We start from the raw sequence: 14,230 nt of genomic DNA, 5'->3' as shown, positions 1-14,230 counted from the left end.
CGGCGCACATCCCGTCGCTTGCGATCAAAGCGGTGCTAGAAGCCGGACATCTGAATATTGAAGTTCCGCGTCCCGCCGGCCTTCTGTGCCGCCGCCTTCACGTCAGGGCGTGTGCGCAATGTCGCTAGCGCCAAGTCGACCGGATCGCGCGGCAGCGTGTTTGGCGGGGCGTCGAAGGTGCTGAGCTCCTCCAGCGCGCCGTGGCGCTGATCCTTATTCTCCAGCCGCGCGATCATGCTGGCGGCGGCGCCGTCGAGATCGCCGCGGCACAGCTGGAGCATGGTGAGCGTGCTCGGCGCGTCGCTGCGATGCGACGCGGCATAAGCGAGATCGGCGTCGGCCAACGCCTGCTGGCCGAGCCGATGGCTGGCGCAGCCGCGCACGCCGACCACCTGCATGACGCCATAAGGGCTGGCGGTGCCGTCGCCGGCACCATCGAGTGGCTTGAGCGTCGCCATCGCGCCGGCGGGATCGCCGGTGGTGAGCTGGAGGTTGGCGAGGTTGATCGTCTGGCTGACGTTGACGGCGTTGCCTTCCCGAATCGCGCTCGCGGTGCGCAGGGCGGCGATGGCGGCGGGAACGTCGCCCGCTGCATAATGGGCGCGCGACATCTGGTCCCACCACCAGATCACATTGTCGTCGCGGTCGCTGAGCGGCGTGTCGCCCTTGATCGCGGGTTCGAGCGTACGCAGCGTCGCCAGCGCCTCGTGCGGGCGGCCGAGCAGGCGCTGGTGCTCCGCCACGTCGATCACCGGCCGGATCGCGTTGGGGAAGCGACCGACCTGGGTGCGAAGCTGCGTCAGGTAGCGCTCGGTGACGGCGCGCAGGTCGAGATCGTCGCCGAAGACGGGGCGGAAGCGGGGATCCAGACTGAGCGAGATGAGCAACGATGAATTGGTGAGGAGGCGGGCAATGGCGTTGGCCTTCTCCTGTTCCCCGGCATCCGCCAGCAGCAGGGCGTAGCGGAAGCGGAAGCCTTCGGTGCTGCCGCCGGGCTCATCGGGCCAGTAGCTGCTGTCGGCGAAAAGCGCGAGATAGCGGCGACGCAGCGCAGTCTGATTGGCGCGGCGTAGCTGCAGGTCGATGTAGTTCAGCCATGCCAGGGGGAGCCTGTTCAACATGAGCGGCCGCTCGACAGCGACCCGTTCGAACGATGTGACGGCGGCCGGCCAATCTTTCGTTCTCACCTCGCGGTCGAGCCGCACACCCCAGACGCCGTCACCGCTGCCAGCCATCGCGCTCGCTAGCATCGCGTCGGCATAGGCAGCGGCCTTGTCGGCTTCCTTGCCCGATTGTTCGAGACAGAGCGCGGAAAATTCTAGCGTGACACGGTGAACGAAGTCGTCCTGCTTGAAATCGGGCATCGCTTTCAGGCGCGCCACCGACTCGAGCACTGCCGAGCAGTTCGGCTCATCAAATGCTGCCGTAGCTTTTTCTAGTTCCGCCATCGCAGACGGTGACCGCCCGGCCACGGCACTCAACGTCCCCGCGGCCGCAACGGCAAGCACCAACAATTTAAGCATCTGACATTCTCCCCCCGATCGCTGTCGTAGCAGCCTCGCGGTGTCGCGCCAGAGACGGAGTGGACGCTGGCGGCTCCGTCGTTACGATGCGGCGGAATAATGAGGGAGGCGAGGAATGACTGATCTGGTGCTGCTGGACATCGAGGATGGTGTTGCCACGGTGACGCTGAACCGGCCGGAGGCGATGAACGCATTGTCGTCGGCGCTGCGGTCGCAGCTGTATCGCGTGATGACGCAGGTAGATGCGGACGATGCAGTGCGCGCGGTGGTGCTGACCGGGGCGGGCGAGCGGGCGTTCACCGCCGGGCTGGACCTGAAGGAACTCGGATCGAAGGCGGGGGCGCTTGGCTCGGCCAACGCGACCGGGGCGGACGAGAACCCGGTCAAGGCGATCGAGCTGTGCCGCAAGCCGGTGATCGGTGCGATCAATGGCGTGGCGATCACTGGCGGGTTCGAGGTCGCGCTTGCTTGTGACATCCTGATCGCCAGCGACAAGGCGCGCTTTGCCGATACCCATGCGCGCGTCGGCGTGATGCCGGGCTGGGGGCTGAGCCAGAAGCTGTCGCGGCTGATCGGCATCTCGCGCGCCAAGGAACTGTCGCTCAGTGGCAATTTCCTGGATGCCGCGACCGCGGAGCGATGGGGCCTTGTCAATCGAGTGGTGCCCGCAAGCGAATTGCTGGCAACGGCCCGTCAGCTTGCCGCGGACATCGCCTCCGCCGATGCGGACTTCATTGCCGCATACAAGAAGCTGATCGACGACGGCTTTGCCCGGCCGTTCGGCGAAGCGATGGCGTTGGAGCATGAGCGCTCGTCGGCGGCGAACCGGGCGGTTACGCCGGAGGCCGTTGAAGCGCGGCGGGCCGCCGTGCAGGCGCGCGGACGATCACAATAAGTTTTTGAATCAGCAATTTCCGCGCTAGTCTCGCCCCGGGGAAAAGGGGGGGAGAGGACGATGATCTGGCGTGGGTTGCTGGCCCTGCTGTGTGGGCTGGCCGTGGCGCCGGCCGCGCAGGCGGAATGGCTGGAAGCAAAATCCAGGCACTTCACCTTATATTCGAACACCTCCGAGAAGGTGCTTCGGCGCCAGTCCGAGGCGCTGGAGCGCCTCGATTGGGGGCTGCGCCGGTTCCTCAAGGTGGCCGACGAGCCGGAGATCGAGTCCCGCAAGGTGACGGTGTTCCTGGTCGACGATGCCGATGTGAAGCGGCTTTGCTGGTGCACCAATGCGGCCGGCTTCTACTTCTCGCGGGTGAGCGGATCGACCGCATACAGTGCGAAGGGTGGGTGGACCGAATATAACGACTGGGGCCGGATCGTCCTGTTCCACGAATATGCCCATCACTTCCTGCTGGGCACCTACGACATTGCCTTTCCCGCCTGGTATTCCGAGGGTTTTGCCGAGTTCGCCTCCACCATGCGGATCACGGAAGAAAACGCCACGATCGGCTATGCTGCGCAACATCGCGCTTACGGCCTGATGCAAGGCGAGCGGCTGTCGGCGCGCCAGATGTTCGATCCCGTGCGCAAAAGCGGGATGGACATGGACGCCTTTTACGGGCGCGGCTGGCTGATGACCCATTATTTCAGCTTCGATGGGGAGCGGAGCGCGCAGTTTCTCAGTTATCTCAAGGCGCTGAACCAGGGCACCGGCTCGGTCGCGGCGGCGGAGCAAACGTTTGGTGATCTGAAGCTGCTGGACCGAAAGCTCTCCGGCTATCTCAACCAGCGCCGGATGCTCGGCCTCACCATGCCGTTCGCTGGTACGCAGACACCGCCAATCGTCATACGCCGGTTGAGCGAGGGCGAGGCGGACATGATTGACCTGCGCATGCAGTCCTTGCGCGGCGTTGATCGAGAAAGCGGTCGCAAGCTCTACGCCAAGGCGGCGCCGATCGGGACGCGGCATGCCGACGATCCGGTGGTGCAGGGATGGCTGGCCGAAATGGCCTTTGATGCAGGCGAGGATGATGCGGCGCTTGCGGCCGCGCAAAAGGCGGTAGCGCGTGACCCGAAATCCGTGCAGGCATTGCTTTACCAGGGGCGCGTGAAGCTTCGCCAATTAGGGCAGGCGAAATCCACCGACCCGAAAGCGTGGAATGCCGCCCGCGCCAGCATCGTAAAGGCGAATCGCGCTGATCCGGACGACGCCGAACCCCTGTGGTGGTTCTGGCAGAGCTTTATCCTGCAGGGGATCGAGCCCACGCCTTCGGCGATCAAGGGGCTGCACCGCGCGCAGGAGCTCGCCCCTCAAGACAATTACGTGCGCTTCGCAGCCGCAATGGCGAGGATCGGCGCGGGCGAGATTCCGGCCGCCCAGCAGCTTCTACGGCCGCTTGCCTACAATCCCCACGCCGGGGTCGATAACCCATCCAGTCGGGTGCTGGCCGCGCTGGAGGCGGGCCTTAAGGGTGAGGAGGCCATCGCTGCGGGCGCGGGGGCGGCGAATGGTGAGGAGGAAAGCGCCGGGGAAAAGTGAACCTGGCGCTTCTAACAGGTGACGATGGCGGCGGAGCGCTGGATCAGCCGCCATTCTCACGAAACAGCGTGAGGGTGCGATCCCGGGCGAGCTCCGCCGATGGCTCGTGATAATCCTTGCGGCGATCCGAATTGAAGCCGTGACCGGCTTCATAGACGTGCACTTCGGCGAGCGTGAAATCCTTGGCCATGACCGACTCCACGCCCTCCATCGGGATTCCTCGATCGTAGCGCCCGAAATGAGCGATCACCGGCACGCGCGGCGCCGCTTCAGCAGCGAAGGCGGGCACCATGCTGCCGTAATAAGCGGAAGCGGCCGCGACGCCGTCCAGCTTGGTCGCCGCAGCCCAGGCGATGGAGCCACCATAGCAATAGCCCACCACGAACACCGGCCCCTTGTCGCGCAGGGCATCAATGCAGGTCTGCGTGTCCTTCAACGACAGGTCGAACGGATGCAGCGTACGCGCGAGCTCAACAGCGCGTTCGAAATCGGGGCCGGTATAGCCCGCCTCAAATCCGGGGTGCTCACGATCGAAAAGCGCGGGGGACAGAACCTCATAGCCTTCGCTGGCATAATCGTCGGCCATCTCACGAATATGCTCGGTAACCCCAAAGATCTCCTGCACCAGCACCACGCCGCCGCGACGCTCGCCCACGGCAGGTGCATGGTAGACGGCGATGTTCGCACCGTCGCTCATCGCCATCCGGATCATTTCGCCCATCGTCACCCTCTCGTTACAGCTTGTTGCATCAACGCTACCCCTTTGCTACGCGCCGGCCAACCCAAGCGACGGCGCCGTTCGCGCGCCGTGTTTTCGCATGGGGGTTACTCTTAGTGCGAACGGGGATCGAATCGCGTGGATGGTTCCAGCGGTAATCTAGGCAGCAGCATCCAGGCGAGCCTGGGCGGGCGTTATGCGACCGCGCTGTTCGACCTCGCCGAACAGGCGAAGACGATCGATACGGTGGAGGCGAGCCTGGCAAAGGTTCGCACCGCGCTTGATCAATCGGATGATTTCAAGGCGTTGACGACGTCGCCGGTGGTGGCGCGCGATGCAGCCAGCAAGGCCGTGCTCGCCACGGCGGACGAGCTGGGTGTCGACGCGACAACCCGCAACTTCCTGGGCGTGCTGGCGCAGAACCGCCGCCTGGCGGAGCTGCCCGCGATCATCCGCGCGTTTCGCACGCTCGCCGCGCGTCATCGCGGCGAAGTGACTGCCGAAGTGACCAGCGCCCACGCGTTGACCGACGATCAGGTCGCCGAGCTGAAGCAGCAGCTTCGCCAACGCGTCGGCCGCGAAGTGTCGGTCGATTTGGCGGTCGACCCCGCGCTCCTTGGCGGGCTCGTCGTCCGCATCGGTTCTCAGATGATCGATTCGTCGATCCGTACCCGCTTGAATGCGCTCGCCAGCGCGATGAAAGGCTAAGTGATGGATATCCGCGCCGCAGAAATCTCGAAGGTCATCAAGGACCAGATCGCCAATTTCGGTACCGAGGCCCAGGTCAGCGAGACCGGCCAGGTGCTCAGCGTCGGTGACGGCATCGCGCGCATCTACGGCCTCGACAACGTCCAGGCGGGCGAGATGGTCGAGTTCGCCAATGGCGTGCAGGGCATGGCCCTCAACCTGGAAGCCGACAACGTCGGTGTCGTGATCTTCGGCTCGGACGCCGAGATCAAGGAAGGCGACACCGTTCGTCGTACCGGCACCATCGTGGACGTACCGGTCGGCAAGGGCCTGCTCGGCCGCGTGGTCGACGGCCTTGGCAACCCGATCGACGGCAAGGGCCCGATCGTGTCGACCGAGCGTCGCCGCGTCGAGGTGAAGGCGCCGGGCATCATTCCGCGCAAGTCGGTGCACGAGCCCGTGCAGACCGGTCTCAAGGCGATCGACGCGCTCGTGCCGGTCGGCCGTGGCCAGCGCGAGCTGATCATCGGTGACCGTCAGACCGGCAAGTCGGCTGTCGCGATCGACACGTTCATCAACCAGCGCGAAGTGAACAAGGGCGACGACGAGTCGAAGAAGCTCTACTGCATCTACGTCGCCGTTGGTCAGAAGCGTTCGACGGTCGCTCAGCTTGTCCGCACGCTGGAAGAGAATGGCGCGATGGAATATTCCATCATCGTCGCCGCGACCGCGTCGGATCCTGCGCCGCTGCAGTTCCTCGCGCCCTATACCGGTTGCGCGATGGGTGAGTTCTTCCGCGACAACGGCATGCACGCCGTGATCGTGTATGACGATCTGTCCAAGCAGGCAGTTGCCTACCGCCAGATGTCGCTGCTGCTGCGCCGTCCGCCGGGCCGCGAAGCCTATCCGGGCGACGTGTTCTATCTCCACTCGCGCCTGCTGGAGCGTGCGGCGAAGATGAACGACGCCAATGGCAATGGCTCGCTGACCGCGCTGCCGATCATCGAGACCCAGGCGGGCGACGTGTCGGCGTACATCCCGACCAACGTGATCTCGATCACCGACGGCCAGATCTTCCTTGAAACCGACCTGTTCTTCGCGGGCATCCGCCCGGCGATCAACGTAGGTCTGTCGGTGAGCCGCGTGGGCTCGTCGGCGCAGACCAAGGCGATGAAGAAGGTGTCCGGCTCGATCAAGCTGGAGCTGGCGCAGTACCGCGAAATGGCGGCCTTCGCTCAGTTCGGCTCGGACCTCGACGCCTCGACGCAGAAGCTGCTGAACCGTGGTGCGCGCCTGACCGAGCTGCTGAAGCAGCCGCAGTTCTCGCCGCTGCCGTTCGAGGAGCAGACGGTGTCGATCTTTGCCGGCACCAACGGCTATCTCGATACCGTGCCGGTGCAGGACGTGGTTCGTTACGAGGCGGCAATGCTGGCCTTCATGCGCGACCAGCATGGCGACACGCTGAAGCTGATCCGCGACAGCCGTGATCTTGGCGACGAAGCCAAGGGCAAGGTGGTCGCTGCGCTCGACGCGTTCGCGAAGACCTTCGCGTAAGGAGTTGTGTTCCCGCGATAGGGTTCATCGAGGCAACGTCTTGATGAAGCCCGGCGCGGGAACCCGGTCTGGGCTTCCGCCGATGCGGCGGGGGCACAACAAAGTGGAAACAGAATGGCGTCGTTGAAGGCCCTCAAGATCCGCATCGGCTCGGTGAAGTCGACGCAGAAGATCACCAAGGCGATGAAGATGGTCGCCGCCGCGAAGTTGCGCCGTGCGCAGGAAGCGGCGATGGCCGGCCGGCCTTATGCCGAGCGGCTGGAGGCGGTGATGGCCAGCCTCGCATCGAAGGTGACCGTCAGCGAGAACAGCCCCAAGCTGCTCGCCGGCACCGGCAAGGATCAGGTCCACTTGCTCGTCGTCGCGACCTCGGAGCGCGGCTTGGCGGGTGCGTTCAACACCAACATCGTTCGCGCTGCCCGCAAGAAGGCCGAGGAGCTGGAGCGCGCCGGCAAGACCGTGCGCTTCTATCTCGCGGGCAAGAAGGGTCGCGTGCTGCGCCGCTTCTATCCGAACGGCATCGCTGCGGATCATGAGCTTGGCCAGCACAAGGTGCTTGGCTTCGAGCAAGCGCGCGAGATCGCCGACGATCTGATCGCCCGTTACGAAGCAGGCGAGTTCGACGTCGCGCACCTGTTCTTCGCCAAGTTCCAGTCGGCGCTGGTGCAGATCCCGACCGGTCAGCAGATCATTCCGGTGGCAGTGCCGGCCGGTGAGGTGACGACGGCCAACGACGGCGGTGCGGCGGTGGAATATGAGCCCGACGAGGAAGCGATCCTCGCCGAGCTGCTGCCGCGCAACGTCGCGATCCAGATCTTCCGCGCGATGCAGGAAAATGCCGCGTCGGAGCAGGGCAGCCGCATGACCGCAATGGACAATGCGACGCGTAACGCCGGCGATATGATCAAGCGCCTCAGCATTCAGTATAACCGCGCGCGCCAAGCAGCGATCACGACCGAGCTGGTCGAGATCATCTCGGGCGCCGAAGCGCTCTAAGTTTCGAAAGCAGGAAGCAGAACATGGCCACCGTCTTTGAGGATCGTCCGACCACTTCGGGCAGCAACAATGTCGGCCGCATCAGCCAGGTGATCGGCGCCGTCGTCGACGTGACGTTCGACAACCACCTGCCGGCGATCCTGTCGGCGCTGGAAACCGAGAACAACGGCCAGCGCCTTGTGCTCGAGGTTGCCCAGCACCTGGGTGAGAACACCGTTCGCACGATTGCGATGGACTCGACCGAGGGCCTGACCCGCGGCCAGAACGTAACCGACACCGGTGCGCAGATCACCGTGCCGGTCGGCCCGGCAACGCTCGGCCGCATCCTGAACGTCGTCGGCGAGCCGATCGACGAGCGCGGCCCGGTCAACTCGGCGCACCATGCGCCGATCCACGCGTCCGCTCCGCTGTTCGTCGATCAGTCGACCGAGAGCGCCATTCTCGTCACCGGCATCAAGGTCATCGACCTGCTCGCCCCCTATGCGAAGGGCGGCAAGATCGGCCTGTTCGGCGGCGCCGGCGTGGGCAAGACCGTGCTCATCCAGGAGCTGATCAACAACATCGCGAAGGGTCACGGCGGCACGTCGGTGTTCGCGGGCGTCGGTGAGCGTACCCGCGAGGGCAACGACCTTTACCACGAGTTCCTCGACGCTGGCGTTATCGCCAAGGACGCCGACGGCAACCCGACTAGCGAAGGTTCGAAGGTGGCGCTGGTGTTCGGCCAGATGAACGAGCCGCCGGGCGCCCGCGCACGCGTCGCTCTCTCGGGCCTGACGATCGCGGAGTATTTCCGTGACGTCGAGGGCCAGGACGTGCTGTTCTTCGTCGACAACATCTTCCGCTTCACCCAGGCGGGCGCAGAAGTGTCGGCACTTCTCGGCCGTATTCCTTCGGCCGTGGGCTACCAGCCGACCCTGTCGACCGACATGGGCGCGCTGCAGGAGCGCATCACCTCGACGAACAAGGGCTCGATCACTTCGGTGCAGGCCGTGTACGTGCCCGCCGACGACCTTACCGACCCGGCGCCGGCCACCTCGTTCGCTCACCTCGACGCGACGACGGTGCTCAGCCGCGCGATCTCCGAACTCGGCATCTATCCGGCGGTGGACCCGCTGGACTCGACCAGCCGCGTTCTCGAGCCGCGCGTTGTCGGTCAGGAGCATTACGAGACGGCTCGTGCGGTGCAGACGATCCTGCAGAAGTACAAGTCTCTGCAGGACATCATCGCCATCCTCGGCATGGACGAGCTGTCCGAAGAGGATAAGCTGACCGTCAGCCGCGCGCGCAAAATCCAGCGCTTCCTGTCGCAGCCGTTCCACGTCGCCGAGGTGTTCACCAACATCCCGGGCAAGTTCGTGCAGCTGGAGGACACGGTCCGCTCGTTCAAGGCAGTCGTGAACGGCGAATACGATCACCTGCCGGAAGCAGCGTTCTACATGGTCGGCGGCATCGACGAAGTCGTCGCCAAGGCCGAGAAGCTGGCGCAGGAGGCGTAAGCCGATCTCCCTCCCGCACCGCGGGAGGGATCAGGGGAGGGGGCGGCCGTAAGGCTCCCCTTCCAAGCGGCCTACCCAAACCCCTCCTGGATCCGGGAGGGGAGTGAGAAGAAGAGATGCTCCACTTCGAACTCGTCACTCCCGAACGTCTCGTCCGTAGCGAAGACGTCTATATGGTCACCGTGCCGGGCACCGAAGGTGACTTCGGCGTGCTGGAAGGCCACGCTCCGCTGATGTCGACCATCCGCGATGGCGACCTGCTGGTTCACAGGACCCAGGGCGCCGCGCCCGAGACGATCGCCATCCGCGGCGGTTTCGCGGAAGTGAATGCCAACGGCCTGACGGTCCTTGCGGAACAGGCCGGCTGATCCAACGCCAGTTGGCGCGTATCAGGGGAGCGCGGAGTGCCTGGGGCATTCCGCGCTCTTTCTGTATGCAGGGTGGGTGAATGGCGGAGGGCTCTGCCCCAGCACTGGGTGGAGCAGCGTGCCGGGCACCGGTGCTGACCTCCGCGGGTAAGTCCCTCCGTCTCAGGAACCAGCGTTGCCGATGCGGGCGAGAAAGTCAGCGTAAATGTCAGTAAGCGCGTAGAGATCTGCGACGGATACGGCCTCGTCTAGCTTGTGCATGGTGGCGTTAAGCAGGCCGAACTCGACCACCGGACAGAGTGCCGAGAGGAAGCGAGCGTCCGAGGTGCCGCCAGTGGTGGAAAGCTCGGGCGAGATTCCAGTGTTTGCCTCGATGGCTGCTGAAAGGATCGTCGAGAGCGGCCCTGGTTCGGTCAGGAACGCCTCTCCCGATACGACTCCGCGAACCTGCGCTTCGGGAGCGTGGCGGTGAACCACGGAGGTGATCCGTTGCGTCAGATCCAAGCCGCGATGCTGATCATTGAAGCGGATCGACAGGCGGGCAGAGGCCTTGGCCGGAATGACGTTGGTCGCCGGGTTGCCGACCGCAATGTCCGTGACCTCGATATTCGACGGCTGGAACCAGGCATTACCCTCATCAAGCACAATGCCGTCGATCTCGGCCAAGGCGGCGACCAGCCGCGGGATAGGATTATCAGCGAGATGCGGATAAGCGACGTGGCCCTGGCGGCCAGGCACGTCGATCCAGATGTTGACCGATCCCCGGCGACCGATCTTGATCATGTCGCCGAGCCGCGCCGCAGAGGTCGGCTCACCCACCAAGCAGAAGTCCGGCTTCAACCCCCGAGCCTGCATACGTTCGATCAGCGCACGGGTGCCGTAGACGGCTGGACCTTCCTCATCGCCAGTGATGATGAGGCTCGTCGTGCCCGGCCCCTGAGCCCTTGCTGCCGCCGCGACGAAAGCTGCAATGGCGCCCTTCATGTCGACCGCGCCACGACCGTAAAGCAGCCCGCCGCGGACGTCGGGAGTAAAAGCGCCGCTCGTCCAACCCTCGCCGGGTGGCACCACGTCGACATGACCAGCGAAGGCGATATGGGGCGAGCCATTGCCGCGAACCGCCAGCATGTTTTCGACCGGGCCGTAGGGCGACTCGCCAAGTATGAACCGATCGACGTCGAATCCGAGGGGCTCTAGCGCGGCTTCCAAAACGTCGAACACCGCTCCGCGTGCCGGCGTGACGCTTTCGCAGGCGATCAGCGCCTTCGCCAGCTCAAGCGTATCGGTCATGCGCGGGCGGGGTGCTCGAACTGCTCAATCACCCAATCCTCCTCCTGCGCACCGGCAATCCAATCCTGCATGAAGGGGTGGGTGAGCACCGAGTGGATATAAGCGGCGGCAAATCGCGGAACGGGCAGCGAATAGGTGACGATGCGGGTGCAGACTGGGGCGAACATGATGTCCGTCGCCCCAAAGTCCCCGAACAGGAACTGGCCGTCTCCTGCGAAACGCGCGCGTGCTTGTGCCCAGAGCTCCATGATTCGCGAGAGGTCCGCCACGACCGCTTCAGAGGGCGGCACTGGCGAATAAACCTGGCGAATGTTCATGCTATGCTGGCGGCGCAGCGCGATGAAGCTGGAATGCATCTCGGCCGCCATCGAGCGAGCCATGGCCCGGGCCGCCTCATCAGCCGGCCAGAACCGGTCCCGGCCAACCTTGTCGGCGAGATATTCGATGATCGCGAGACTGTCCCACACGACAGCCTCGCCATCCCACAGGATCGGCACCTTCCCGGAAGAGGGTGCGAATTCGGCTCCCTCACGCCGGCGGTCCCAATCCTGATCGTACAGCGGCACGACCACTTCCTCGAACGGCAGGCCCGATTGCTTGCAGGCGAGCCAGCCGCGGAGCGACCAGGACGAATAGGCCTTGTTGCCGATGATGAGCTTCATGGGACCGGGCGTATCGCCGCCGCGTCCCATGCGCAACTCAACCGATCGCTTCGACCACCGCCGCGCGCAGTTCGGGGATGCCCATGCCCTTTTCCGAGGAAGTGGCGATGATCTCCGGATGGGCGGCCGGTCGCTTGCGAGCCTCCGCGATCGTGCGCTGCGTCACCTCGGCAAGGTCGGTCGCCTTGATCTTGTCTGCCTTGGTCAGGACCATGCGATAGCTGACCGCCGCCTTGTCGAGCATGTCGAGGATCTCACGATCCACATCCTTGATGCCGTGACGCGCGTCGATGAGCACCAGCGCGCGCTTCAGAACCTGCCGCCCGCGCAGGAAGTCGTTCACCAGAAAGCGCCACTTCTTGACCATGTCCTTGGGCGCCTTGGCGAAGCCGTAGCCGGGCATGTCGACGAGGCGGAACTGGAGCGGCTCGCCAACGTCGAAGAAGTTCAATTCCTGTGTGCGTCCCGGCGTCACAGAGGTGCGGGCCAGGGTCTTGCGGCCGGTCAGTGCATTGATCAGCGACGATTTGCCGACGTTGGATCGGCCGGCGAAGGCCACTTCGGGAACATGGGGCTCCGGCAGGAACTGAAGCGCCGGAGCCGATCTCAAAAACGTGATGGGCCCCGCGAAAATCTTGCGCGCGGTTTCAATCGCCTCGGCCGAGTTGGTCGCCTGATCGTCGTTCGTCAAAGCTTCCGCGCCAGCCTGCGGCTGGTTCTCTTCCGCAGGCTGGGAGGGGGTGGTCATTTCGCGGGAGCTTCCTTCAGGCCTGGATGGCGGGCGTAGAGCAGCTTTTGCTGCAGAATGGTGAGCACGTTGGAGGTGATCCAGTAGACCTGAAGGCCGACTGCGAACGGGGCCATTACGAACATCAGCACCCACGGCATCAGCGAGAAGATCTGCTTCTGCGCGTCATCCATCGGAGCCGGGTTCAGCTTGAACTGGAAGTACATGCTGATGCCGAGCAGGATAGGCACTACGCCGATCGCGAGGAACGAGGGAGGCGTGAAGGCAAGCAGGCCGAACAGGTTCACCGGGGTGAGCGGATCGGGCGCGGACAGATCCTTGATCCAGCCGACGAACGGCTGATGCCGCATTTCGATGGTCAGCATCAGCATCTTGTACAGCGCGTAGAAGATCGGGATCTGAAGCAGGGTGGGCAGACAGCCGGCGAGAGGATTGACCTTCTCCGCCTTGTAGAGCGCCATGATCTCCTGCTGCATGCGCGGCTTGTCGTCCTTGTACCGCTCCTGGATCGCCTTCATTTTCGGCTGCACGGCGCGCATGTTGGCCATGGAGGCGAACTGGCGCTGAGCAATCGGGAACATGAGGAGACGGATCGTCAGCGTCAGCAGGATGATGGCGATGCCGAAGTTGCCCAAGTGGCGGAACAGCCAGTCGAGATAATAGAAGATCGGCTTTTCGATGAGGCGGAACCAGCCCCAGTCGAGCGCATAGTCGAAGCGGTTGACGCCTTCCTTATCGGTATAATGATCCAGCAGACGGACTTCCTTCGCGCCGGCGAAGAAGCGGCTGCTCTGCGTGACCTGACGACCGGGCTGCAGCAGTTGTGCGCTGCTGGTGTAATCGGCCTGGTACGCCTTGTTGGCGCCCGCACGGAACTGGCCTTCGAAGGCGCGTGCCTGATCGGGGATCAGCGCAGTGAGCCAATATTTGTCGACGAAGCCCAGCCAGCCGCCGGTAGTGGAGAAGCGCTTGTCGCCTTCGTCCACGTCCTTGAAGTTGACGTCGTAATCCGCCTTGTCGTTGTGCACCGACATCGGCCCGACGTGAACGGTCCAGCTGTCGGGATCCTTCGAAACGCCAGCACGGTTGACGAGGCCGTAGGCGGCGACGGGAACAGGCGCCGGACCCGCGTTTGCCACCGTCTGCTTGATGCTGAACATATAGCCGTCATCAACCGACAGCTCGATCGCGAAGCGCTGACCCTTCGCATTGGCGGCGGTCAGCGTCACCGGCCTGCCGGGCGCCAGAAGCTGGGAAGATGCAGTCCAGACCGTGTCCGAGGACGGAGGCGCCAAGCCCTCGTCACGCCAGCCGAAACCAGCAAAATACGCGTCGCGCGTGCCAGCCGGCGACAGGAGACGCACCGGGGGCGAGTCCTTAGCGATGGTTTCCTTGTAGTTCTTCAGCACCAGATCATCGATCCGGGCGCCGCGCAGATTGATCGAGCCATGCATGGTCGGCGTGTCGATCTGAACGCGCGGCGCTTCGCGCAGAACAGCCGTGCGATCACGGATCGCAGCGGGCGTGTCGGCAGTGGGATCGGCAGCAGGCTGAGGCAAAACCTTCTGCTTGCCAGCCTCGATCTTGGTTACCGGAGGGTTGGCGGTCGGAAAGAACCGGTTCTGGATCACCGGCCATCCGAACAGGATCAGCGCCGCGATCACCGCGAACAGGACAAAGTTCTTATTCTCTTGGTTCACGAGCGCCCA

At 64.3% G+C, this 14,230-nt stretch carries 13 protein-coding genes; 7 read left to right on the top strand and 6 right to left on the bottom strand.

All coding sequences use genetic code 11. From position 1 onward, the window contains the following. Nucleotides 1–35: 35 nt before the first annotated feature. Nucleotides 36–1,523, bottom strand: coding sequence for a tetratricopeptide repeat protein (locus LQ954_RS08310; RefSeq protein ID WP_231022623.1), 1,488 nt, complete (start codon nucleotides 1,521–1,523; stop codon nucleotides 36–38). Nucleotides 1,524–1,638: 115 nt separating this feature from the next. Between LQ954_RS08310 and LQ954_RS08305 the strand changes: the two genes are divergently transcribed. Further along, nucleotides 1,639–2,418 carry an enoyl-CoA hydratase gene (locus tag LQ954_RS08305; protein ID WP_227769923.1) on the top strand — a complete coding sequence of 260 codons (780 nt, stop codon included), beginning with the start codon at nucleotides 1,639–1,641 and terminating at the stop codon, nucleotides 2,416–2,418. A 60-nt stretch (nucleotides 2,419–2,478) separates the two neighbouring features. Continuing rightward, nucleotides 2,479–4,002 (top strand): hypothetical protein, encoded by a 1,524-nt coding sequence (locus LQ954_RS08300; RefSeq protein WP_231022622.1) that lies wholly within the window; start codon nucleotides 2,479–2,481, stop codon nucleotides 4,000–4,002. 43 nt (nucleotides 4,003–4,045) lie between these two features. On the opposite strand, the gene LQ954_RS08295 is transcribed toward LQ954_RS08300, so the two are convergent. After that, nucleotides 4,046–4,723: a dienelactone hydrolase family protein gene (locus LQ954_RS08295; protein WP_231022621.1), complete on the bottom strand. Its 678-nt coding sequence runs from the start codon at nucleotides 4,721–4,723 to the stop codon at nucleotides 4,046–4,048. A gap of 135 nt (nucleotides 4,724–4,858) precedes the next feature. Between LQ954_RS08295 and LQ954_RS08290 the strand changes: the two genes are divergently transcribed. The 5 genes from LQ954_RS08290 (at nucleotide 4,859) to LQ954_RS08270 (ending at nucleotide 9,821) form a co-directional block, all read left to right on the top strand. After that, nucleotides 4,859–5,428: a F0F1 ATP synthase subunit delta gene (locus tag LQ954_RS08290; protein ID WP_227769926.1), complete on the top strand. Its 570-nt coding sequence runs from the start codon at nucleotides 4,859–4,861 to the stop codon at nucleotides 5,426–5,428. Between the two features lie 3 nt (nucleotides 5,429–5,431). After that, nucleotides 5,432–6,961 (top strand): F0F1 ATP synthase subunit alpha, encoded by a 1,530-nt coding sequence (gene atpA, locus LQ954_RS08285; RefSeq protein WP_227769927.1) that lies wholly within the window; start codon nucleotides 5,432–5,434, stop codon nucleotides 6,959–6,961. A 114-nt stretch (nucleotides 6,962–7,075) separates the two neighbouring features. After that, nucleotides 7,076–7,957: a F0F1 ATP synthase subunit gamma gene (locus LQ954_RS08280; RefSeq protein WP_227769928.1), complete on the top strand. Its 882-nt coding sequence runs from the start codon at nucleotides 7,076–7,078 to the stop codon at nucleotides 7,955–7,957. 23 nt (nucleotides 7,958–7,980) lie between these two features. Then, on the top strand, nucleotides 7,981–9,453 hold the full coding sequence (gene atpD, locus LQ954_RS08275) for a F0F1 ATP synthase subunit beta (RefSeq protein WP_231022620.1): 1,473 nt from the start codon (nucleotides 7,981–7,983) through the stop codon (nucleotides 9,451–9,453). 116 nt (nucleotides 9,454–9,569) lie between these two features. Beyond that, entirely contained in the window at nucleotides 9,570–9,821 is a 252-nt protein-coding gene (locus tag LQ954_RS08270; RefSeq protein ID WP_231022619.1) for an ATP synthase F1 subunit epsilon, read from the top strand. A 162-nt stretch (nucleotides 9,822–9,983) separates the two neighbouring features. Here LQ954_RS08270 and dapE read toward each other — a convergent pair whose 3' ends face one another. The 4 genes from dapE to yidC are packed head-to-tail and all read right to left on the bottom strand — an operon-like array spanning nucleotide 9,984 to nucleotide 14,221. Then, nucleotides 9,984–11,111, bottom strand: a complete 1,128-nt coding sequence (dapE, locus tag LQ954_RS08265; RefSeq protein WP_231022618.1) for a succinyl-diaminopimelate desuccinylase — start codon at nucleotides 11,109–11,111, stop codon at nucleotides 9,984–9,986. After that, on the bottom strand, nucleotides 11,108–11,773 hold the full coding sequence (locus LQ954_RS08260) for a glutathione S-transferase family protein (protein WP_231022617.1): 666 nt from the start codon (nucleotides 11,771–11,773) through the stop codon (nucleotides 11,108–11,110). Before LQ954_RS08260 ends, dapE begins: the two co-directional genes overlap by 4 nt. Before the next feature lie 37 nt (nucleotides 11,774–11,810). Beyond that, nucleotides 11,811–12,521 carry a ribosome biogenesis GTP-binding protein YihA/YsxC gene (gene yihA / locus LQ954_RS08255; RefSeq protein WP_231022616.1) on the bottom strand — a complete coding sequence of 237 codons (711 nt, stop codon included), beginning with the start codon at nucleotides 12,519–12,521 and terminating at the stop codon, nucleotides 11,811–11,813. Next, nucleotides 12,518–14,221 (bottom strand): membrane protein insertase YidC, encoded by a 1,704-nt coding sequence (yidC, locus tag LQ954_RS08250; protein ID WP_231022615.1) that lies wholly within the window; start codon nucleotides 14,219–14,221, stop codon nucleotides 12,518–12,520. Before yidC ends, yihA begins: the two co-directional genes overlap by 4 nt. Between the last annotated feature and the right edge of the window lie 9 nt (nucleotides 14,222–14,230).

The organism is Sphingomonas sp. IC-11 (assembly GCF_021043365.1).
Classification (GTDB): Bacteria; Pseudomonadota; Alphaproteobacteria; order Sphingomonadales; family Sphingomonadaceae; genus Sphingomonas.
Note: the sequence above shows the minus strand (reverse complement) of the source record. Positions and strands in the feature narration are given on the sequence as shown.

What these genes read in the sequence shown, in the direction of transcription:
- LQ954_RS08310 (WP_231022623.1), bottom strand. Translation starts at nt 1,523, where the DNA reads ATGCTTAAATTGTTGGTGCTTGCCGTTGCGGCCGCGGGGACGTTGAGT.
- LQ954_RS08305 (WP_227769923.1), top strand. Translation starts at nt 1,639, where the DNA reads ATGACTGATCTGGTGCTGCTGGACATCGAGGATGGTGTTGCCACGGTG.
- LQ954_RS08300 (WP_231022622.1), top strand. Translation starts at nt 2,479, where the DNA reads ATGATCTGGCGTGGGTTGCTGGCCCTGCTGTGTGGGCTGGCCGTGGCG.
- LQ954_RS08295 (WP_231022621.1), bottom strand. Translation starts at nt 4,723, where the DNA reads ATGGGCGAAATGATCCGGATGGCGATGAGCGACGGTGCGAACATCGCC.
- atpA (WP_227769927.1), top strand. Translation starts at nt 5,432, where the DNA reads ATGGATATCCGCGCCGCAGAAATCTCGAAGGTCATCAAGGACCAGATC.
- LQ954_RS08280 (WP_227769928.1), top strand. Translation starts at nt 7,076, where the DNA reads ATGGCGTCGTTGAAGGCCCTCAAGATCCGCATCGGCTCGGTGAAGTCG.
- atpD (WP_231022620.1), top strand. Translation starts at nt 7,981, where the DNA reads ATGGCCACCGTCTTTGAGGATCGTCCGACCACTTCGGGCAGCAACAAT.
- LQ954_RS08270 (WP_231022619.1), top strand. Translation starts at nt 9,570, where the DNA reads ATGCTCCACTTCGAACTCGTCACTCCCGAACGTCTCGTCCGTAGCGAA.
- dapE (WP_231022618.1), bottom strand. Translation starts at nt 11,111, where the DNA reads ATGACCGATACGCTTGAGCTGGCGAAGGCGCTGATCGCCTGCGAAAGC.
- LQ954_RS08260 (WP_231022617.1), bottom strand. Translation starts at nt 11,773, where the DNA reads ATGAAGCTCATCATCGGCAACAAGGCCTATTCGTCCTGGTCGCTCCGC.
- yihA (WP_231022616.1), bottom strand. Translation starts at nt 12,521, where the DNA reads ATGACCACCCCCTCCCAGCCTGCGGAAGAGAACCAGCCGCAGGCTGGC.